This window comes from Chitinophaga sp. 180180018-3 (assembly GCF_037893185.1).
Lineage (GTDB): Bacteria > Bacteroidota > Bacteroidia > Chitinophagales > Chitinophagaceae > Chitinophaga.
Window position 1 is genome coordinate 1,266,456 of the sequence record NZ_CP140772.1, and the last position, 21,346, is coordinate 1,287,801.

The window sequence follows — 21,346 nt, forward strand, 5'->3', positions numbered from 1 at the left end:
CTTATAGTATAATAGACGGGACTAGAGCCGCATCTACATTTGTGATCAATTAGGAACAAAAAAATTCACATTAATCACAATGTTATGTTGCGAATATCTATTTACCCGATCCTGCTACCACTGGCTGTTTCAGCAAGCCTTTTGGCTGCATGCAGCAACGGAAAATCTGCATCGAAGAAAGCAGCGGAAGCAGCGCCGTCGCCTGCACTTCCCGTTGATATTGTGCTTGCAAAGGAGGAAACCCTGAACCAGCTGGAGAGCATCACTGGCACTACTGTCTCTTTCCGGGAGGTGATGATCAGGAGTGAAGTGTCCCAACGCATCCTTCAAGTCGGCTTTCATGACGGAACCCAGGTTGCTGAAGGACAGTTATTATACAAATTAAATGATGCCGAACTGCAAGCCAGGTTGAAACAGCTTTCCGCAGAGCTGGAGCTGGCGGGCCTCAATGAACGAAGGCTGGCCGACCTACTGAAAACCGAAGCAGTGAAACAGCAGGAGTACGATGAGGTAGCTACCAAACTGAATATGCTGCAGGCGCAAAAGGAACTGCTTCAAGCCGAACTTGCTAAAACTGCTATCCACGCACCGTTTGCAGGCAGGATCGGGATATCTCAACTGGTTGCGGGCGCCTATGTTACTCCAAATGCGGAATTGGTAAGCCTACAGGATCTGGGACAGATCAAGATCAATTTCGCCGTACCGGAGAAGTACCTGCCGTTGATCGGAACAGGCAACCAGGTAGCATTCACTACAGGGCTTTCACAGGAAAAACATTCTGCCACCATCAAGGCAACAGAGCCCGGCGTTAATGCGGACAACAGGAGTATCCTGGTGCAGGCGGTGGCCGCCAATCCCGGTGGCAAGCTCAAAGCAGGATTGTCTGCAAGGATTTTCTTTTCAACAGCAGATCCTGACGCTAAAGGTATTACTGTACCAACTGAAGCGCTGATACCCGGCGGTCAAGGATATGCCGTTTTTGTGCTGAAAGGCGGAATAGCAAAGATGTCACCGGTGGCTATCGGAAGCAGGACTGAATCGCATGCCGTCATTACCTCCGGCTTACAGGATGGCGATAGCATTATCGTCTCTAATATTCTCAGGCTTGGAGACGGTGCGCCGGTACAAGCGGTTGCATCAAAATAAGACTTCAAATTATTTACGATTATGAATTTACCCACACTAAGCATAAAAAAGCCGGTACTAGGAGGCGTATTCTCTGTCCTGATCATCATCATGGGACTGGTAGGATGGAAAAACCTCGGCATCCGGGAATTTCCGCTTACGGAGGCACCGGTCATCTCCGTCGTTACCTTCTACCCCGGGGCCAGCCCCGATGTGATTGCATCGAAGATCACGAAACCTATAGAAGAATCGCTGGCTGAAGCGGGTGGCGTACGAACTATATCTTCCGAATCCAGGGAGCAGGCCAGTGTTATTTCCGTGGAATTTAACAGAGATGTGGACCTGGAGGATGCGCTCAATGATGTGCGCGACAAAGTGGCAAAGTCGCGTAATCAGTTGCCTGCGGACGTTGATCCGCCTATAGTGGAGAAGGCCAGTTCCGCCGATAACCTGGTCGCTTTCCTGGAAGTGGAGAGCGATACAAAAGATATCAAGGAGGTCAGCCACCTGGCGGCTACCGTTATCAAAGATCGTATGCAGTCCATACCTGGCATCAACCGTGTTGCCGTTGTCGGCGAACATAAATATGCCATGCGCCTGCGCTTCGATCCCGTGAAGCTGGCCGCATACCGCCTTACTCCGGAAGATATCCGCCAGGCGCTCCTCCGGGAAAACATGGACCTGCCTTCGGGCAAGATTGAAGGCAACAATACGGAACTGACCGTGCGTACTATGGGACGGCTTACAACGGCTGAAGACTTCAACGAGATGATCATCAAACAATCCGGGGCTTCGGTGATCCGATTGAAAGATATCGGGTTTGCGGAACTGGGTGAGCATAACGAGCGTACGGCGATCATCAACGAAACGGGTAATGCAAACCGTGTGGGCATAGGTATTGCCATCCAGATCCAACGCGGTGCCAACGCCATCGAGGTGGTGGATGAGTTTTACCGGCGCCTGGATCAGCTCCGCAGTGAAATACCGAAAGATTACCGGCTGATCGTCGGTTTTGATTTTACAAAGCCGGTGAGGGAATCCATCAAAGAGGTAGAAGAAACGCTTTTCATCGCCTTTGGGCTTGTTGTTCTGATTATTTTTCTGTTTTTAAGAGATTGGCGATCCACCATCATCCCGGTATTAGCGATCCCTGTTTCGATTCTCTCTGCATTCTTTATCATGTATATTGCCGGTTTCTCTATTAATGTACTCACCCTGTTGGGCTTGGTGCTGGCCATCGGGTTGGTAGTGGATGATGCCATTGTGGTGCTGGAAAACATTTATAAAAAGGTAGAGGAAGGCATGACGCCCGTTCAGGCAGCCTTTAAAGGGTCGAAAGAGATTTATTTCGCTGTTATATCTACTACCATTACGCTGGCAGCCGTGTTCCTGCCCATCGTGTTCATGGGTGGAATCAGTGGACAGCTATTCAAGGAATTTGCCATCGTTGTATCTGGTTCCGTGCTGGTATCAGCTTTTGTTGCCCTCACGCTGTCGCCAATGCTAAGTGCCTACCTGTTAAAAAAACAAGAAAAGCCCAACTGGTTACAACGTAAAACAGAGCCATTCTTTATCCAACTCAACAATGCCTACGCTCAGCTACTGAAGCGCTTCATGAAAGCCCGCTGGCTGGCATGGGTATTCTTGTTGGGCGGCGGCGTACTTATCTATTTCGTTGGGCAGAAGTTGCCTTCTGAGTTGGCGCCCATCGAAGACCGCTCCAACATGAACCTGATAGCAATAGCGCCGGAAGGAGTATCCTTCGACTACATGAAAAAGCAGATGACAGCAGTCGGTAAGTACGTCAATGATTCCACTGATGGCCTTTACCAAACTTATAGTATGGTGGCAGTTTCTTTCATCCCGGCGCCGGCGCCTACAAGTTTTGCCGTACAGAGTATTTATCTGAAAGAACCGAAGGAACGTAAAGCATCCGTACAGGACCTATATAATAAATATGCGGCTGCATCCGGCAACTTCAGGGGGCTACTGCTATTCCCTTACCTCCCGCCTACTATTGGAACACGTTATGGCGGTGGCATGCCGTTGCAATTTGTATTGCAAGGGCCAACGCTGGACACGGTTTCAGCAACATTGAACAAATTCCTGCAGGCCGCGCGGCAGAGCAGTAAACTGATGTTCGTGGATGCAGACTTGAAAATCAATAAACCGGAATTGCAAATCAGTATCGACCGCCAGAAAGCGGCCCTCATGGGTGTATCTATTCAGGAAGTTGCCCGGGCACTTCAGCTTTCGCTTTCTGGCCAGCGTTATGGCTACTTTTTGCGTAATGACCGCCAGTATGAGGTCATAGGCCAGCTGGAGCGCGAAAACAGAAGCAAGATCAGTGACCTCAAATCAATTTATGTAAGGTCCGTTGGTGGAGAAATGATTTCGCTGGATAACCTGGTAACCATCAAAGAAAGCATTAGCCCCGCAGCTATCTACCGTTATGACCAATACACTTCCGCCACGGTTTCGGCTGGATTGGCGCCAGGAGTAAGCCTTGCAGAAGGGATTGAAGAGATGAAGCGCATCCAGCAACAAACACTCGGTGTTAATTTCAAGACGTCCCTTGCAGGGCAGTCGAGAGACTACGAGGAAAGCCAGGGCAATATTGCCTTTACGCTGTTATTGGCATTGCTGCTCATCTATATGATTCTTGCCGCCCAGTTTGAAAGCCTCCGCGATCCGCTGATCATTATGCTCACAGTCCCTATGGCAGTGACAGGGGCGCTACTTAGCCTCAGTTGGTTCGGTCAAAGCCTGAATGTATTCAGCCAGATCGGTATCATCACATTGGTAGGACTTATCACCAAAAATGGGATACTTATAGTGGAATTTGCTAACCATCTGAAAGATACGGGGCTTTCCAAATTTGAAGCTGCCATTCAGGCGGCAGAACAACGTTTCCGTCCAATCCTGATGACTTCATTGGCCATGATATTTGGTGCATTGCCAATTGCGATGACGCACAACAGCCGCCAGTCGCTGGGTATTGTCATAGCGGGTGGGCTCATCTTTGCCGGCATCCTGACACTGTTCATTATCCCCGCGGTGTATTCCTATCTCTCCAGTAGCAGGCGCCGTAAAGTGGCCGAAGAAGAGCCAGATCCGGTATTGGATACAGCAGAAACAGAATAGGCAGGCTGACAACTAAAAACAAAAACAATGAAACGAAGCAAATTCATTATACCACTGCTGCTTGTTGCCCTTCATGGCAGTGCGCAGACAGTAAAAAGGATAAGCCTTTCCGAGGCGCTATCGATGGCTGCCAAAGGCAACCGGCAGTTGCAGATCCAGGTGTTGGAGGAAGTGTATCAAAAAGACGTTACTAAAGAATCAAGGAGCAAACTCTTGCCTAACGTGGCAGCGGGCGGCAGCTATCTTCGTTATTTCGACCGGCAGATTATCTTTCTTCCCGGCTCCTTTGCTGGCACGGTAAAGCCCGTTCAGGACGTAGCCGTGGGTGGAAAGAACGCCTTCAATGGGGTGGTTTCCGCCAGTCAGCCATTGCTTAATGAGAGTGCGCGTAGGCAAACAAAGGCAGCGGTTTATGGCGAAAAAATCCAGCGGGAAAAGACTGCCGACCTGGAAGGTAGCCTCGGTATGGAAATATCCCTTGCCTATTTTGATATGCTTTTCATGCAATCCCAGATCGCCCTTCAGCAACAAAGCCTGGTGCGCAATGAAAAAGCGTTGAAAGACACACGTTCCTTATTCGCACAAGGACGCAGCATGAAACAGGATACGCTCAGGGCCTTTATTGCTGTGGAAAACCTTCGATCATCGATCTCTTACCTGCGCAATAATCTTGAAGTAGCAGGCATTCACCTGAATAGGCTGATGGGGGTCGACAACACAACACTGGTAGAACTATCTGATACCCTTATCCCTGAAATGCCTACAGAAAGCACTTCCGGGCTGGAGAACGTTATGACCGCTGCTAAGCAGCGGCGCAATGATATGGCTATGCAGAAACTGGAAACCGAAAAGAGTGGGTTGGAACTGGCCGTGGCAAAAGCAGAACGGCTGCCGCAAATAGCTGCCATTGGGCAATATCAGTTGCAGGCCCAGGCAGATAATTTCAGACTTGGGGGGTATGTTTGGCCTCCCACCTCTTTCGTCGGAATACAGATTTCCATGCCCATCTTTGCCGGCAACCGGGTAAAAGCGAAAGTTAGCCAGGCAGCGGTCCGGATCAAACAGGAAGTCATCGCACAGGAAGACCTTGAACAGTCGGTCAGGTCAGAACTGGCATCCCTGCTTTCGCAATGGAAGGAAGCAAATGAGCAACTGGGTATCCAGCAAAAGACCGTTGAGCTTGCAGAACTCAGCTACACCATGATGGACGACCGTTACAGAAATGGCCTCAGCACCAGGTTGGAATTAACAGATGCTGAACTGGCGTTCACCCAGGCAAAGCTCAATCACCTGCAAGCCATCTATCACCATAAGGTAATACAGGTCAGGCTCCAACGGGCACAGGGCCTGCTACAACTTCAATAAATGTATTCACACAAATTATCGAAAATATGATTTCAGAAACAATAATCGTTCCCATACAGGCAACGCCTTATCCAAAACGATGGGCGGCCCTCATCTTGCTTTGCACAGCAGAATTTATTGTGATTATGGACACCTCGATTATTGGGGTGGCGCTACCGGCCATTAAAAATGACCTGGGCTATACCCAGTCCGGCCTACAATGGATTTTCAACGCATATGTTATCTTCTTTGGCGGCTTCCTACTATTGGGTGGTAGACTGTCCGACCTATTTGGCGCCCGCAAAATATTTATGTGGGGTTTTGCCATTCTTTCAGCAGCTTCGCTGCTGGCTGGCACTGCCTGGTCCGAGGCATCATTGAATGTTGGCAGGGCATCGCAGGGATTAGGGTCAGCCCTGATAGCCCCGTCTGCACTTACCTTACTATTGGCTAAGTTTACAGACCCGAAAGAATTGAATAAAGCTCTTGGTTTTTGGGGCGCCTCTGCCGCAGCCGGCGGGTCTGCCGGCGTGTTTCTCGGTGGCGCGATTACTCAATGGCTTTCCTGGCATTGGGTATTCCTGATTAACATTCCCATCGGGCTTGTCGTACTTTTCCTCAGCCCTTCTCTTTTATTTAAAGGTAAATGCCGTAAAGGAAGTATTGATCTTGGGGGCGCTATCCTGGCCACCGCGGCATTCGTGCTAATGGTATATGCCATCGTAGCTGCGGAAAGTGTGGGCTGGCAATCACTTCAGACCTGCGGATTACTGCTTTTATCAGTAGTACTATTGATCGCTTTTGTATCTATGCAGAAAGGCAGAAAAGAACCTTTAATGCCTCTATCGATTTTTAAGGCGTTCAATCTTTCGGCAGGTAACATCGTGATGGCCCTGATGGCGGCAGCCTGGATACCATTATGGTTTTTCTTGAACCTGTATCTGCAACAAATCCTTCATTTCCCGGCATTCAACAGTGGGCTGGCTTTATTGCCAATGACCATTACTATCATGCTGTTTATGGTCATCATTACCGTGAAGCTAATGGCGGGGTTTGGCATCAAGCGTAATCTTGTTGCCGGAATGTTGGCGCTGACCGTTTCCCTGCTGCTTTTCAGCATGGCACCTGTTGATGGCAGTTTTGTAGCACATGTATTGCCTGCGTCATTACTTGGTGCTGTCGGTATGTCGCTGGCATATATTCCGGGGACAGTTGCATCGATTTCAGGTGCAAAACCAGAAGAATCCGGATTGGCTTCAGGTCTGGTCAATACCAGCTACCAGATTGGTTCCGCATTAGGTCTTGCCGTTATTGTAGCGATATCATCGGCGAAAACAAACATCCTGAAAATTGGCGGGCAAACAGATACGGAAGCCCTGAACGGAGGCTTTCAAACGGCATTTCTTGCTGCTGCAGCAGTTAGCCTGATAGGTACTATCGTGGCGGCAATCGCCATTAAAAAAGCGCCACAGCCATGAAAAAGAAGAAGAACCGTGGCGCAGGCATCGTTACGTTCATAGATTAAAAATAGTTCGGTAGTCGATTAGATGAGACAGTTGAAGTGGATAGAATATTTTTATTCACCATTGCGTGACTACCGAACTATTGATACTACGTTATGTATCGTTATGGTACTATTTTAAGAAGTAAAGTTGTTCCTACCAACCTCAGCTTTCATGTAACCCCACTTCGTAGATGGCATTCCCCTCTTTGACATCCTCCCCGGTAATATAACAACCACTTAATCATTTTTTACGGATCGAACAGATTAATTAAACCTTTGACAATTAAACTATTATAGTCAATTTAAAGGTACTGTTGTTGGCATATTGTGTAAATATCCCTTGCTGGTATGGTATTTATGATCAGTTAACTATGCAACTGTCATCATGAGAAGCATTAATTCCATCATACTGGCCTTATTCTACCTCTGTTTTACCAATGGGGTCACTGTTTACCAGCATTATTGTATGGGAGAGCTTGAAAACGTCAGTCTTTTTCACGGCCGGGAGAGCTCTTGTAGTAAATGCGGAATGAAAAAACATACTGCAACAAACAATGGATGTTGTAAAGATGTTGCGTTAATCAGCGAAAAATCGGGTGACTTTCATACCTATTCATTGGTTTCAACAGGGTTTAATGTTCCTGTATTGCTTATATCTTTGCAGTCTTATGTGAATGAATCTGTATTGTATCTACAGGACTCAGTAAAGGGCATATATATTCCACATGGCCCACCCCTGATAAAGAATCAACCGCTATTCCTTATCTATGACAATTTCCGTATTTGATTTCCACGGACAATAAGGTACGCCAGCCTGTGCTGGTAAATATTACCGTTTGTTATTGGGAGCCTGCCTGCCCAGATTTCTGATCACTATTTTGATTCTTTACCCGTAAAATTCATGTTATGAAACCCGTTGTACAATTTGCTATAGGAGCAATCCTGGTGTCTTCAATTATCGCCTGTTCAAAGGATGATAAAACCCAGATCAGGCACGATGAAGATAAAATGATGATGATCATGCATGAAATGGATAAAAAAATGGATACTATGAAAATGACAATGGATATAGACCATGATTTTTCCATGATGATGATCCTGCACCATCAAACGGCCATTGATATGGCAAAAGAGCTGCTTAATAGTGGCAAAGACTCAACCCTAAAACGTATTGCTCAGAAAATAATAGAAATGCAGTCTCTGGAAACCAGCCAGTTTCAAGTATTTCTTGCCGGTCATATGAAGGTGCCACATAATATTAATGGAGAGCAGCATATGCAGCTGATGATGTCTATGGAAAAAATGGCACGACAGGCAGACCTGGAACTTTTCACAGGAGGCGTTGATAACGACTTTGCCACATTGATGATTCCGCATCATCAAAGCGCAATGGACATGGCTGAAATAGAGGCTCATGCGGGTCATGATACTGCACCAATGAACCTGGCTGCTAAAATTAAGGTAGATCAGCAAATGGAAATTAAGGAGTTGCAGGAATGGTTACTTAACCACAGAAAATGAGTAAATACCAGAGAATATGAAGACACTAATATTATCTGTAAGCATGTTGTTGTTATCTGTTTTTGTTGTGCATGCACAGCATGAGCATCATATGAAAAAAAAGGATACAAGCAACCCCCCGAAACCAATACAGGACAGCGCAATGGGAAAAATGCAGCACATGCAGGGGAAGGAAAGCATGGATATGTCAATGGATATTCCAATGAGCCATGCTTTTTCGCTTAATCTTCCGATGAACAGAAATGGCTCCGGCACTGGATGGTTGCCGGACGCATCTCCAATGTACGGTTACATGATGCATTCCAAAAAATGGATGTATATGATCCACGGTAACTTATTTCTGCGATATACTAATCAGGATATAGGAAATAAAGGCTCCAGGGGTAACGATAAATTTGACGCTCCCAACTGGTTTATGCTGATGGCGCAGCGCAAAGTCGGAGCCAAAGGACTGTTTCATTATAACGTCATGGTATCGCTCGACAGGCTCACTGAAGGAGGTGCGGGATATCCCTTACTATTTCAGTCTGGTGAAAGCTGGAAAGGAAAGCCTTTAGTGGACCGGCAGCATCCGCATGATCTGTTTTCTGAATTATCAGTCAGCTATTCATACGCCTTTTCAAAAAATATAGATGCTTTCGCTTACTTCGGATATCCAGGAGAACCGGCATTGGGCTCCGTTGCATTTATGCACCGTCCATCCGCATTGGCTAATCCAGATGCCCCAATAAGTCATCATTGGAATGATGGAACCCATATCACCTTCGGAGTAGCAACGCTGGGTGTGCGCTTGGATAAATTTAAACTCGAAAGCTCACTTTTTACTGGTAGAGAACCGGATGAAAACAGGTACAATTTCGATAAGATGAGGTTCGATTCATGGAGTGGCAGGCTTTCCTTTAATCCTTCCCGGAACTGGGCATTCCAGGTATCACACGGATACATTAAAAGCCCGGAAGAACTTCATCCTGATGAAGACGTTAACCGCACCACTGCTTCTGCTATTTTCAGCCTGCCATTGAAAAATGATAGCTGGATCAATGTAACAACACTATGGGGGCTGAATAAAACAGCCAGCCACGATGGAGAGAACGCGGCGCTGCTGGAAGGTGCTTTACGTTTGAAAAGAGCTGAGGTATACACCCGGTATGAATGGGTGCAGAAATCGGTGGAAGAATTGGACCTTGATCCGGTAAAATATGGAGAAGTAACACTTTTCCCGGTGAATGCACTCACTGCCGGCATCAGCTATGATCTGCTGAATATTTCAAAAACACGGCTTGCTTTGGGTGGACAATTCAGTGTGTTCTTTAATGAGAGGTCCCTGCACGACCTGTACGGCAAGAACCCTATGGCACTGGAAGTTTTTCTAAGGCTCTATCCTGGATTGATGAAAATGAGTATGAACCATAAATAGTATTTATATGAAAACAACAGAAGCAATGTCAACGCAACATTCCGTAAGTCATGGGAAAAGCTACAGGAAACTGTTACTAATGGCTATTCTTTCTTTTATTTCTATGTACATTCTGATGTATTCGATGGTTGATAAACTGTCTAATGTAATTCCTAACGTAAATCAGTTTTATATGGCTGGCCTGATGAGTAGTCCTATGATAATAATTGAAGTGATCTTAATGCGCACAATGTACATGAACAGGAAACTAAACACGCTGATCATTTCTATCAGTGGTATTGCACTAGTCCTATTCTTTGTACTCATCCGGCAGCAAGCTGCTGTTGCTGATAAGCAATTTCTAAAGTCAATGATTCCACATCATGCCGCCGCAATTTTAATGGCAAAGCAGGCTTCCATAACTGACCCGGAGATCAAAGAGTTATGCAGGACTATTATTTCAAGCCAGCAGGCCGAAATTGATCAGATGAAAGCGAAATTGAAAGAATTGAACAAATAGAATAGATCAAATATATTTCTTAACATTAAAATCTCTTATTATGCCTCACCAACATTATCAGGAATGTATAGACGCATGTAATGAATGCGCTACCGTATGCAATCATTGTGCTGTTTCCTGTCTGCATGAACAGGACGTACAGAAAATGACCAGGTGTATTCAACTGGACCTTGAGTGTGCTGCTATTTGCAATGCGTCTGTTCAGGTAATGAGCCTTGATGGAGAGATTTCGGAACAATTATGCCAGCTATGCGCAGATATCTGCAATCGTTGCGCAGAGGAATGTGAAAAACACGCAGACATGGAGCATTGTCGTGAATGTGCCGAAACCTGCCGGAAATGTGCTGAAGTATGTTCGCAGATGGCTCATGCTTAGGCGGCAAGGGATAAGAATGTGATTCTTTCTTATCCCTTGTTAATCAGCATACAACAAATTCGATTTTCCCATTAAAATATAAAACAAACACAAAATTATATAACAATTAATTCGGGAATAACCTCTATTTTTGCTTCGAAATGAAAAAGGCCCTTGCTCTCATATTAGCTTTTCTTTATGTAGGCTCCTCTACCGGCGCCACATTCCACATGCATTACTGCATGGGAAAGCTGGTGGAAGTGGAGTTATGGCATGCGGAAGTTAAGAAATGCAGCAAGTGCGGTGCGAAGCCCAGCCAGGCATGTGCAAAAAAATGCTGTAAGGACGAGCATAAAACAGTGAAGCTGGAAAAAGACCAGAAAGCCGCTGAGTATGCCTTCCACTTTATTCAGATGGCTACATTAGCAACTCCTGTTTCCTTTTTTGAACTTCCGCAGGTTTATTCTACTGCCTTAGTGGTGGAATACCCAACCAGTAATGCGCCTCCGCGAAGTAGCAAAGTGCCGCCCCATATCCTGAATTGTTCCTTCCTTATCTGATTCCACGATACCCCTGGCGTCCATAACCGCTATATATCTTCATAGTATTTATACGCCCTCCCGTTATTACACAATAATTATCTGATTTTTTTTGGAAAATAAACTTATCAGTTTATGAAATTAAGCCAACGCTATGCGATTGTAATGGCTTCTTCTGTACTGCTTCTTGCAGTAACGGCTACCTCATGCAGAAAACATAAGATGGATGATATGGGAATGTCTGAAAAAAACATCGATTATCCGGCTGCTTACATTGTAAATGGAGAGAGCAGTACAGTTTCTGTTATAAATCTAACTACTAATACAGTAACTGAAACCATAGAGTTAATGTCTTCAGGAGGTAGTATGGCCATGTGGCCGCACCACGCCTCGCTTTTCAACATCTTCAATGTCAGCCGCATTTCCATTGGTGTTCCAGGCGTAGATCTGAGCGCGGGCCACTCAGGTAACATGGGTGATATGAAAGGGAAAGTGATAGTGCTGGATGCTCAGAAGGGTACCATTGTCAAGGACATGGAGGTGCCGGCCATGAATCATAATGCCGCCTTTTCACCCAATGGTAAGGAGATATGGACCTCCCAGATGGAAATGAATGGCAAAGTGCTCGTCTACGATGCCCAAACGTACACTTTAAAAAACACTGTTAATGTTGGCATGGAGCCGGCGGAAGTTACTTTTTCCGCTGATGGCACCAGGGCATATGTAGCCAACGGTGGAGACAATACCCTGTCAGTAATCGATCCGGCAACTAAAGCTGTCATAAAAACTATTCCTGTAGGAGTTAATCCTGTTGGGGCATGGGTGGGATATGACGGGAAAATGTACCTGGATAATGAGGATGGTAAAAGTATCAGTGTTATAGACGTTGCTTCCAATACAGTAGTACAGACTATCCCGCTTGGCTTTATGCCCGGCAGTGCCGCTCACAACCCTTCACGTAAAGAACTATGGGTTACAGATCCTGAAAATGGTAAAGTTCATTACTGGACCTGGGATGCAAGTGCTAGTCAGTGGGTACATGGAGGTGTTTTCAATACTGGAGCGGGCGCTCACGCAGTGGCATTCACCACTGATGGTAACATAGCCTATGTTACCAATCAGCTGGCTGCGAGCGTGTCTGTTATTAATATTGCTGACCACACTAAAATTAAAGACGTGGCGGTGGGTAAAAAGCCCAATGGAATTGTAATAAAACAATAAATCAATTTAAAAATTCTAAAAATGAAAAAGATATTATCTCTTTTAATAGTAATGATCACTGTTTTCGGTGTCTCCAAAATATTTGCGCAATCAGCCAAAACTGAAACTTTCAAAGTATACGGTAATTGCAATATGTGTAAAAAGAGAATTGAAAAAGCTGTAGCTGTGGATGGTATTACAAAGGCTGACTGGAATGTAAATTCAAAAGTGATGACGGTTTCCTATGATCCTGCAAAGATCAGCAATGATGCTATCCAGCAGAAAATAGCTGCGGCTGGACATGATACTGAAAAATCAAAAGCGGCTGATAGTACTTACGCCAAACTCCCCGGCTGTTGCCAGTATGATCGTAAGGGCGGCGCAGCGGCTCCGGCTCATCATAACTAAACGTCAGGCAATTAAAATATCACACAGCAGATGTAGCAGGTACCTGCTGCATCTGTTTACAGAAAAGAACAGATATGGTACATCGCATAATAGAATGGTCATTGCGCAACCGGTTTATTGTACTGGTAATGGCGGCAGCTATGTTTGCCTGGGGCGTTTTTGCAGTAAAGAAAAACCCCATTGATGCCATCCCGGATTTGTCCGAAAACCAGGTAATTGTATTTACAGAATGGATGGGCCGCGGACCGCAACTGATCGAAGACCAGATCACCTACCCGTTGGTGACTAACCTCCAGGGATTACCCAAGATTAAGTATGTACGCGGTACTTCCATGTTCGGCATGAGTTTTATCTACATCATTTTTAATGATAACGTAGATATTTACTGGGCCAGGGAAAGAGTACTGGAAAGACTAAGCACCATTTCCAGGACATTGCCAACTGGGGTGACGCCTCAGCTGGGACCTGATGGTACCGGTGTGGGGCATATTCTCTGGTATACATTAGATGCTCCTGGGATGGACCTGGGCGAACAGCGTGCCTTGCAGGATTGGTATGTGAAATTTGCCCTGCAAAATGTAGAAGGCGTGAGCGAAATTGCCTCCTTCGGTGGTTTTCAGAAACAATACCAGATTACCGTAGATCCTAACAAACTGCTTTATTATAAACTTTCCGTTGCGGAGGTAATCAATGCCATCCGTGCCAATAACAATGAATCCGGCGGGCGAAAATTTGAATTAAGTGACATTGGCTATATTATTAAAACATCCGGTTATCTGAAGTCTGTTGCTGAAATAGAAAACATCCCCGTTAAAACACAGAACAGTATTCCTATCAGGGTATCAGACGTGGCGGCGGTGCAGATGACGGGAGAAACCAGGTTAGGCATTTTCGACCAGGATGGGCAGGGCGAGCGTGTAGGTGGCATTGTAGTGATGCGCTATGGTGAAAATGCCGCAGCCGTGATAGATAAGGTGAAAGCAAAGATGCAGGAAGTAGCCAAAGGCTTTCCACAGGGAGTAAAATTTGATATTGTTTACGACCGGGGGGCTCTTATTAAGGAATCAGTAGACTCCATCAAACACACGCTCATAGAGGAAATGATCGTGGTGTCTATTGTAGTGATAATCTTCCTGTTCCACTGGCGAAGTGCGCTCAGTATCATTATCCAGATACCTATCACTTTGGCCGCCAGCTTTATCCTGTTGAACGCATTTGGAATTTCTTCCAACATCATGTCGTTAACCGGTATTGCACTGGCTATCGGGGTTATTGTAGACAACGGCATCATCATGAGCGAAAATGCCTATAAACACCTGGCGGAGCGGTATGCGCAGTGGCAGGATGAACAAAAAACTAAGTAACTATGAACTGGCTGAAGAATATATTTAAAAAAACGCCGCAATGGATATCTGAAGAAGAGCGGTTACAGATAATTGAGAAGTCCAGCAAACAGGTATCCCGTGGGGTATTTTTTGCGACCATCATTATCATCACCTCATTCCTACCGGTATTTATGCTTACAGGTCAGGAAGGTAAGTTATTTCATCCGCTGGCCTATACAAAGACCTTTATCATGATCGTGGATGCATTCCTGGTGATAACACTTGCACCTGTACTCATATCTTTCTTTATGAAAGGTAAGTTTAGGCCGGACCATGATAACCCGGTGAACAGGATCCTGGAAAAAATTTATGAGCCCATCATTAAAGGTGTATTGAAATGGCGCAAAACAACCATTGCCATTAATGTGATCGCACTGGTTATCACCATTCCTTTGCTGAAAAGCCTGGGTAGTGAATTTATGCCGCCGCTGGATGAACAAAGCATATTATTTATGCCGGTAACATTACCGGATATTTCAAATGGAGAGGCCAAACGTATTTTACAGGTGCAGGACAAGATCATCAAATCTGTTCCGGAAGTGGATAAAGTACTCGGTAAAGCCGGACGTGCCAGCACTGCTACTGACAACTCCCCCATCAGTATGATTGAAACCATTATCATGCTGAAACCTAAATCACAATGGCGGGAAGGCAAAACCAAGAAAGATATTATCAATGAACTGGACAGCAAGTTACAAATACCTGGTGTCGTAAACGGCTGGACCCAACCCATCATCAACCGTATCAATATGCTGGCTACCGGTATACGTACCGATGTTGGTGTAAAGGTATATGGACAGAACCTGGATACCATTGCCTCTGTATCAGAGCGGGTGAAAAAGGCACTGGAAGGCACTCCTGGTATCATGGACCTGTATGTGGAACCGGTTACTGGCGGCAAGTATCTTAATGTTGATGTTCGCCGGCAGGACCTGGCTCGCTATGGCCTGAATGTAGATGATGTAAACCAAACCGTAGAATCTGCATTGGGAGGTGCTCCTATTGGTAATACAGTGGAAGGCCGGCAGCGTTTTTCTATCAGTGTGCGGTTAGCTCAGGACTATCGGAATAGTGTTGAACGTATTAAACGTATACCAATCATGTCCGCTTCTTTTGGTGAAGTTCCTTTGTCCTCGGTAGCAGATGTGAAGTTTGTGGATGGTCCGCCTATGATCTCCTCTGAAAATGCAATGTTGCGCGGGGCTGTTTTATTCAATGTGCGTGGACGTGATTTGGGCGGTACCGTGAGCGAAGCCATAGAAAAGATGAGCAAGGCCAAAGGTATCCTGCCACAGGGGTATTACCTGGAGTGGAGCGGGCAATATGAAAACCTGATCCGCGGCCAGCAAACGTTGATGTGGATTGCACCAATCGTATTTGTGATCATTTTCTTTTCCCTGTATTTTGCCTTTAACTCTATCCGCGAAGCCTTCCTGAGCCTGATCACCGTTCCTTTTGCCCTTATTGGCGGGGCTTATATGATCTACTTCTGGGGAGTAAACTTGTCTGTTGCGGTGGCGGTGGGCTTTATCGCTTTGTTTGGTATTGCAGTGGAAACGGGGATCGTGATGGTCATTTATCTCAACGATGCTATGCAGCAGCTGATAAAGGAGAAGGGGAATTCTTCTGAAACAATTACCAAAGAGGATCTGAGGTTGGCCGTTATCTACGGGGCAGCGAAGCGCTTGCGACCTAAACTCATGACAGTATGTGTTTCCCTGTTTGGATTAGTGCCTGTCCTTTGGGCTACCGGCGTAGGAACAGATGTGATGAAACCAATTGTACTACCTATGATTGGCGGTGTACTTACATCTTCCACACATATTTTGCTGGTGACGCCGCTGATTTTTTTACTGTCGAAAGAATATGAATTACGCAAGTACGGAAAAATAGAGATTCATGAAGTACATCACTAAATATATACTGATAATAACGCTTTGGGCGCCATTGAAACTGGTTGCTCAACATGCGCCGGTATTACGATTGGATACCATTCTGCAAAGAGTGGATAAAAACAATATACTATTACAATCATACGGACTGAAAGCAGAAGGTTATAAATACAGCGCGGATGCGGCCACGGCCTGGATGGCGCCAATGGTTGGTGTAGGTACGTTTATGACACCCTACCCCGGTCAGATGATCATGGACAACAGGGATAAAGGTAGCCTGATGCTTCAGCTGGAACAGGACATACCAAATCCTGCCAAACTGAATGCAAAGAAAAAATACATTGCTTCCCAGGGAAACATTGAACTAGCCACCAGGGATATAACGCTGAATGACCTGAAAGCCCAGGCTAAACGCCTGTATTTTAACTGGATCGTTGCTAAACAGCGTATTGCAGTATTGCAGGAGAATGAGAAGATCATGATAACCATGAAAAAGATCGAAGAAGTGCGCTATCCATACAATCAATCACAGCTCAGCGGCGTATTTAAAGCCAATGCAAAGATTGAGGATAACCATAACATGATCCGTATGCAGGAAGGTACCATCGCAAAGGCCAGGTCATGGCTCAATAGCCTGATGAATGCCCCCGGTAACCAGGTGTTTGATATAGACACTACTTACCAGCCGGTATTTGAAATGGCTTCCACTTACGACACTGCTTCTCTTGCTACTGCGAGAAAAGACGTTGTAAAGATGGATGAAAGCATCCGCTCCATGCAGTTGAACATTGAAAGCATGAAGCGGGAAAAGAAGCCGGATTTTAAAGTAAAGTTTGATCATATGTATCCTCTGGATGCGATGATGCCCAATGCTTTCAGTGCTATGGGTATGATCAGCATTCCAATAGCGCCATGGTCATCCAAAATGTATAAATCAGGTGTCAAAGCGATGCAGTACAATGTGCAGGCTATGGAAAAGGAAAGAGCCGCTATGTTGCAGGAAACGCAGGGAATGCTGTATGGTATGCAGTATGAGATACAATCCATGCAGAAACGCGTTGAAGCAATGGAGGATAAGATCATTCCAGCTTTGCGGCAAACTCTGGATGCCAACTTTCTGAATTATCAGGAAAACAAATTGGCTTTGTCCAATGTGATCGACTCCTGGGAAGCACTCACCATGATGCAGTCTAATGTACTGGATGAGAAATTAAAACTCTATGAAATGATAGTGGATTATGAGAAACAGTTATATCGTTAAAATATTGTTCGGTGCGTCCCTGGCTTTATTCGGACTGGTTGCCTGCAAAAATAAAGCAGACAAGGGGGCTCATGCTGAACACAAAGCCGGACAGCTTTTCACCTGCCCTATGCATCCGCAGGTGATCCAGGATAAGCCGGGAAAGTGCCCCATCTGCGGTATGGACCTGGTACTGAAGGATGCCAATAATGAGCTGGTAATGGACAGCAGTATTGCCAGGCTCACCAAACCGGTGAATGCACAGGTCATTGCCACTATTCCGGCTATCAGCCCGGAAACTGGTACCCGCATCTATGCTTCCGAGGTAAATGGTGTTATTACTTATGATACACGCAATCAGACCAGTATTTCCAGCAGAGTTGGCGGACGGGTAGAACGATTGACAATAAAGTATAATTATCAACCCGTAAGGAAGGGTCAGCTGATCATGGAAGTATATTCTCCGGATCTGGCAGCGGCTCAACGGGAGCTACTTTTTGTAGCACATAGCAGTCCGGATATGTTATCCGGCGCCAGGCAACGGCTACAGCTACTGGGTATGCAGCCGGCACAAATAGACCAGGTGCTGAGAACCGGTAATATCCTGTACCGTATACCTGTTTATAGCAACAGTGATGGTTATATACTGGAAAAATCGGCGGCTAATGCAGCTGCCGCATCCGGGGCAATGGCACCGGCAGCGGCATCAGCAGCGGGTGGTGATGCTATGGGGAGCATGGGAGCTGGCGCCTCAACCGCTGCGGCTACACCTGCGCCCGCAGCACCGGCAGCCTCCCCTGTCCTTTTACGTGAAGGTCAGTATGTAAGCGCCGGGCAGTCGCTTTTTACCATTTACCAGGCAAAAGCCCTGGTGGCTGAATTTGCCTTCCCGTCCCAGCTGGCGGCGAGAATAAAACTTGGGCAGCAATTATTGTTTTTTCCGACAAGCGATGACAACGCCATGCAATCAGGTGCCATCGGTCTGATTGAGCCGGTTTTTCGGGAGGGAGTAAACTTCACACTGGCAAGGGTATACCTGAAAGATGATCACTTCCAGGTAGGACAACTGCTGTATGCGAATGTTCCTATTGTTTATACTGATGGCTGGTGGCTACCTAAAAAGGCAATATGGAGGCTGGGTAATAAATCTGTTATTTTCAGAAAAGAAAAGGATGTATACGTTCCTGTCGTAGTAGAAACGGGCGTAGTGGCTAAAGATATGATACAGGTAAACACAAACATCGGCGACTGGAAGGTAGCTTCCAACGCTTCTTACCTGGTGGATAGTGAGAGCTTCATTAAAACCAATAATTAAAATGCAACAATAGCAATATGGAAAGGAAAAGTTTTTTAAAAGCAGTTGCGTTTGTTTCGCTGGCGCCGGTTGTATTACTGGCAGCCTGTAAGGATGCGGGTAAAAAACAAGTTGCGGATGAAAAGAAGCAGACTTATACCTGCCCGATGCACCCGCAAATAGTGCAGGATAAACCAGGTACCTGCCCCATATGCGGTATGGATCTGGTGCCATTTGATAAAAATAATAAAGAAACTTCTCTCACCCTGGGAGAAAGCCAGATGGCATTGGCCAACATTACCACTATGGTAGTGGGTACCGGTGCCTTATCCAACTTCAAACAGCTAAACGGCAGACTGGTAACAGATCCTGAAAGGTCTGCAGTTATTTCCAGCAGGGTACCGGGACGGATAGAGGTGCTATATGTAAAGGAAACCGGTGTGAAGGTGAATAAAGGGCAGCCGCTATATAAAATATATTCTGAACAATTGGCTTCCCTTCAACAGGAATACCTGCTGGCGGTGGCACAGGTAAAACAGTTTCCGGATGATGCCCGTTTCGGGCAGATCGAAAAAGCTGCACGTCAAAAGCTGAAGTTATATGATCAGTCAGATGGGGAGATCAATCAGTTAGTGCAATCTCAAAAGGTGAATCCTTATGTCACCTATCCGGCTACTGTCAGTGGGGTGGTTTCAGAACTTACAGCGACTGAAGGACAATATGTATCAGAAGGAGGAGCCGTGATGCGTCTGGAAGGATATAACCAGCTCTGGGTGGAAGCGGATCTGTATCCGGCGGAAGCATCTGCCATCCGTGTTGGACAATCGGTAAAGGTGGTTGTTTCAGGATGGGAAAATGAGCCACAGACCATGACGGTACAATTTATTAATCCTGCTTTGCAAAGCGGCAGCCAGTTGATGCAGGTACGCGGAAGTATTCCTAATCCGGATAACCGTTGGCAGCCGGGTTTGCAGGCAAATATATTATTACCCGTCAAAAGCAAAGGAGATGTATTGAGTTTGCCGGTGGATGCGGTTATCAGGGATGGAAAAGGCTCCCATGTATGGATTGAAAAAGCCCGTGGAAAATTTGAACCTCGCATGGTAAAAACAGGCATGGAGAATTTTGACGTAGTCGAAATAACAGATGGATTGCAGGCTGGCGATACGGTAGTAGTAACCGGGGCTTATCTGTTGTATTCAGAATATATCCTTAAAAAAGGAGCTGATCCAATGGCTGGTATGCCGGGAATGTAATATCATAAACATTAGAGCAAAATCATTTCATAAAAATCAAAAACCAATGAAACAATTCATGAAAGTAGCCGTAGCCCCGGTATTGGCGTTGATCTTCCTCGCAGCATGTGGCAATGGCAAGGTAAACAAAGAAAGTAATGCTGCCGATTCTATCAGTCAAAGCCAGCCAGCAACAACGGAGCAAAGTACAGTCGCTGCGCCGGGTATCCAACTGAAAGATGATAAGCTGAACGCAGTATATGGGCACTATGCGCTCCTGACAGCGGCACTGGTAAAAGGAGATGCAAAAGAAGCCCGCCTTGCGGGCAATGCAATTGCAACAGGCGCCAAAGAAATATCAGGTGGCGAATCTATCGGTTTAAACGCATCAAAGATTACAGCTACAGCAGATCTGGAAGCGCAACGGGTAGCCTATGCTGCATTAAGCAACGACTTCATCTCCCTGGCAAAAAAATCCGGCGTCAACAATGGCCGGCTTTATGTTGATTTCTGCCCTATGGCAATGAATGATAAAGGAGCTTATTGGATCAATGGGGATAAATCCATACGGAATCCTTATTTCGGCGAAAAGATGATGACCTGCGGCGAAGTAAAAGAAACTATTCAATAACAAGGAAGTACAATCTGTAAATTAAAATCATTGCATGTCTACTTTGAAAAATATCTTGAGCATTTTCTTCCTGTCACTACTGCTTTTAGGAAGTTTTCATGTGAAAGCACAAACGGGTGAAATATGCTACAATCCTAATTTGGTAAAGGATACGAGCAAGCGTAGTATTAAATCTGTTGCAGCCAGTATAATAGGAAATGACTCTGTAAAGATCAACTACCATTCTCCCGGTGTCAGAGGGCGAATCGTATGGGGCGGTCTGGTGCCCTACGATGAAGTGTGGGTAACCGGCGCTCATGATGCCACTACCCTTGAAATAGCTAAATCCTTTACTGTGGCTGGGAAAGTCATACCAGCAGGTAAATATGCCCTATTTACCATTCCCGGTAAAAAGGAATGGACAATTATCATCAACTCGAAATGGCAGCAGCATCTGGCTACTGAGTATGATCAGAAAGATGATGTGATAAGATTAAAGGTGAAGCCTCAGCAGCACGCTGCTACAGAAAGATTACAATATTTTATTGAATCCGGCAAAGGCGGTTCCGGCAAAATCGCTATGGCATGGGAAAAGATACGCATTGAATTTCCTGTCACCCTAAAAAACTAACAT

18 protein-coding genes are annotated in these 21,346 nt (G+C 45.8%); all 18 read left to right on the top strand.

From position 1 onward, the window contains the following. Positions 1 to 84 precede the first annotated feature (84 nt). A complete protein-coding gene (locus UNH61_RS05060) occupies positions 85 to 1,146 on the top strand; it encodes an efflux RND transporter periplasmic adaptor subunit (protein WP_326991038.1) in 1,062 nt (353 codons plus the stop codon). Positions 1,147 to 1,167: 21 nt separating this feature from the next. Further along, positions 1,168 to 4,269, top strand: a complete 3,102-nt coding sequence (locus UNH61_RS05065) for an efflux RND transporter permease subunit (protein ID WP_326991039.1) — start codon at positions 1,168 to 1,170, stop codon at positions 4,267 to 4,269. Positions 4,270 to 4,296: 27 nt separating this feature from the next. Beyond that, the gene (locus UNH61_RS05070) at positions 4,297 to 5,634 is read left to right on the top strand and encodes a TolC family protein (RefSeq protein ID WP_326991040.1); all 1,338 of its coding nucleotides are present in this window, start codon (positions 4,297 to 4,299) and stop codon (positions 5,632 to 5,634) included. A gap of 26 nt (positions 5,635 to 5,660) precedes the next feature. Then, complete coding sequence (locus UNH61_RS05075) at positions 5,661 to 7,091, top strand: MFS transporter (RefSeq protein ID WP_326991041.1); 1,431 nt, start codon at positions 5,661 to 5,663, stop codon at positions 7,089 to 7,091. A 932-nt stretch (positions 7,092 to 8,023) separates the two neighbouring features. Next, positions 8,024 to 8,638: a DUF305 domain-containing protein gene (locus tag UNH61_RS05080; RefSeq protein WP_326991042.1), complete on the top strand. Its 615-nt coding sequence runs from the start codon at positions 8,024 to 8,026 to the stop codon at positions 8,636 to 8,638. Between the two features lie 16 nt (positions 8,639 to 8,654). Then, positions 8,655 to 10,055 carry a hypothetical protein gene (locus UNH61_RS05085; RefSeq protein WP_326991043.1) on the top strand — a complete coding sequence of 467 codons (1,401 nt, stop codon included), beginning with the start codon at positions 8,655 to 8,657 and terminating at the stop codon, positions 10,053 to 10,055. A gap of 7 nt (positions 10,056 to 10,062) precedes the next feature. Next, positions 10,063 to 10,554: a DUF305 domain-containing protein gene (locus UNH61_RS05090; RefSeq protein ID WP_326991044.1), complete on the top strand. Its 492-nt coding sequence runs from the start codon at positions 10,063 to 10,065 to the stop codon at positions 10,552 to 10,554. Positions 10,555 to 10,594: 40 nt separating this feature from the next. After that, positions 10,595 to 10,930, top strand: coding sequence for a four-helix bundle copper-binding protein (locus UNH61_RS05095; protein WP_326991045.1), 336 nt, complete (start codon positions 10,595 to 10,597; stop codon positions 10,928 to 10,930). A 140-nt stretch (positions 10,931 to 11,070) separates the two neighbouring features. Continuing rightward, the gene (locus tag UNH61_RS05100) at positions 11,071 to 11,469 is read left to right on the top strand and encodes a hypothetical protein (RefSeq protein WP_326991046.1); all 399 of its coding nucleotides are present in this window, start codon (positions 11,071 to 11,073) and stop codon (positions 11,467 to 11,469) included. 114 nt (positions 11,470 to 11,583) lie between these two features. Then, positions 11,584 to 12,669: a hypothetical protein gene (locus UNH61_RS05105; RefSeq protein WP_326991047.1), complete on the top strand. Its 1,086-nt coding sequence runs from the start codon at positions 11,584 to 11,586 to the stop codon at positions 12,667 to 12,669. A 21-nt stretch (positions 12,670 to 12,690) separates the two neighbouring features. Further along, on the top strand, positions 12,691 to 13,056 hold the full coding sequence (locus UNH61_RS05110) for a heavy-metal-associated domain-containing protein (RefSeq protein WP_326991048.1): 366 nt from the start codon (positions 12,691 to 12,693) through the stop codon (positions 13,054 to 13,056). Positions 13,057 to 13,130: 74 nt separating this feature from the next. After that, on the top strand, positions 13,131 to 14,420 hold the full coding sequence (locus UNH61_RS05115) for an efflux RND transporter permease subunit (protein ID WP_326991049.1): 1,290 nt from the start codon (positions 13,131 to 13,133) through the stop codon (positions 14,418 to 14,420). A gap of 2 nt (positions 14,421 to 14,422) precedes the next feature. Further along, positions 14,423 to 16,357, top strand: coding sequence for an efflux RND transporter permease subunit (locus tag UNH61_RS05120; protein ID WP_326991050.1), 1,935 nt, complete (start codon positions 14,423 to 14,425; stop codon positions 16,355 to 16,357). Further along, a complete protein-coding gene (locus tag UNH61_RS05125; RefSeq protein WP_326991051.1) occupies positions 16,341 to 17,594 on the top strand; it encodes a TolC family protein in 1,254 nt (417 codons plus the stop codon). Before UNH61_RS05120 ends, UNH61_RS05125 begins: the two co-directional genes overlap by 17 nt. Next, positions 17,572 to 18,888 carry an efflux RND transporter periplasmic adaptor subunit gene (locus UNH61_RS05130; RefSeq protein WP_326991052.1) on the top strand — a complete coding sequence of 439 codons (1,317 nt, stop codon included), beginning with the start codon at positions 17,572 to 17,574 and terminating at the stop codon, positions 18,886 to 18,888. The genes UNH61_RS05125 and UNH61_RS05130 overlap by 23 nt, the downstream gene beginning before the upstream one ends. 17 nt (positions 18,889 to 18,905) lie before the next feature. Next, positions 18,906 to 20,123 carry an efflux RND transporter periplasmic adaptor subunit gene (locus tag UNH61_RS05135; protein ID WP_326991053.1) on the top strand — a complete coding sequence of 406 codons (1,218 nt, stop codon included), beginning with the start codon at positions 18,906 to 18,908 and terminating at the stop codon, positions 20,121 to 20,123. Positions 20,124 to 20,169: 46 nt separating this feature from the next. After that, positions 20,170 to 20,733, top strand: coding sequence for a DUF3347 domain-containing protein (locus tag UNH61_RS05140; RefSeq protein WP_326991054.1), 564 nt, complete (start codon positions 20,170 to 20,172; stop codon positions 20,731 to 20,733). Positions 20,734 to 20,767: 34 nt separating this feature from the next. Next, positions 20,768 to 21,343 carry a DUF2911 domain-containing protein gene (locus UNH61_RS05145; protein WP_326991055.1) on the top strand — a complete coding sequence of 192 codons (576 nt, stop codon included), beginning with the start codon at positions 20,768 to 20,770 and terminating at the stop codon, positions 21,341 to 21,343. Positions 21,344 to 21,346: the final 3 nt, after the last annotated feature.

Bases quoted from the DNA above. Each gene is read 5' to 3' on its own strand.
- UNH61_RS05060 (WP_326991038.1), top strand. From the start codon at position 85: ATGTTGCGAATATCTATTTACCCGATCCTGCTACCACTGGCTGTTTCA.
- UNH61_RS05065 (WP_326991039.1), top strand. From the start codon at position 1,168: ATGAATTTACCCACACTAAGCATAAAAAAGCCGGTACTAGGAGGCGTA.
- UNH61_RS05070 (WP_326991040.1), top strand. From the start codon at position 4,297: ATGAAACGAAGCAAATTCATTATACCACTGCTGCTTGTTGCCCTTCAT.
- UNH61_RS05075 (WP_326991041.1), top strand. From the start codon at position 5,661: ATGATTTCAGAAACAATAATCGTTCCCATACAGGCAACGCCTTATCCA.
- UNH61_RS05080 (WP_326991042.1), top strand. From the start codon at position 8,024: ATGAAACCCGTTGTACAATTTGCTATAGGAGCAATCCTGGTGTCTTCA.
- UNH61_RS05085 (WP_326991043.1), top strand. From the start codon at position 8,655: ATGAAGACACTAATATTATCTGTAAGCATGTTGTTGTTATCTGTTTTT.
- UNH61_RS05090 (WP_326991044.1), top strand. From the start codon at position 10,063: ATGAAAACAACAGAAGCAATGTCAACGCAACATTCCGTAAGTCATGGG.
- UNH61_RS05095 (WP_326991045.1), top strand. From the start codon at position 10,595: ATGCCTCACCAACATTATCAGGAATGTATAGACGCATGTAATGAATGC.
- UNH61_RS05100 (WP_326991046.1), top strand. From the start codon at position 11,071: ATGAAAAAGGCCCTTGCTCTCATATTAGCTTTTCTTTATGTAGGCTCC.
- UNH61_RS05105 (WP_326991047.1), top strand. From the start codon at position 11,584: ATGAAATTAAGCCAACGCTATGCGATTGTAATGGCTTCTTCTGTACTG.
- UNH61_RS05110 (WP_326991048.1), top strand. From the start codon at position 12,691: ATGAAAAAGATATTATCTCTTTTAATAGTAATGATCACTGTTTTCGGT.
- UNH61_RS05115 (WP_326991049.1), top strand. From the start codon at position 13,131: ATGGTACATCGCATAATAGAATGGTCATTGCGCAACCGGTTTATTGTA.
- UNH61_RS05120 (WP_326991050.1), top strand. From the start codon at position 14,423: ATGAACTGGCTGAAGAATATATTTAAAAAAACGCCGCAATGGATATCT.
- UNH61_RS05125 (WP_326991051.1), top strand. From the start codon at position 16,341: ATGAAGTACATCACTAAATATATACTGATAATAACGCTTTGGGCGCCA.
- UNH61_RS05130 (WP_326991052.1), top strand. From the start codon at position 17,572: ATGAGAAACAGTTATATCGTTAAAATATTGTTCGGTGCGTCCCTGGCT.
- UNH61_RS05135 (WP_326991053.1), top strand. From the start codon at position 18,906: ATGGAAAGGAAAAGTTTTTTAAAAGCAGTTGCGTTTGTTTCGCTGGCG.
- UNH61_RS05140 (WP_326991054.1), top strand. From the start codon at position 20,170: ATGAAACAATTCATGAAAGTAGCCGTAGCCCCGGTATTGGCGTTGATC.
- UNH61_RS05145 (WP_326991055.1), top strand. From the start codon at position 20,768: ATGTCTACTTTGAAAAATATCTTGAGCATTTTCTTCCTGTCACTACTG.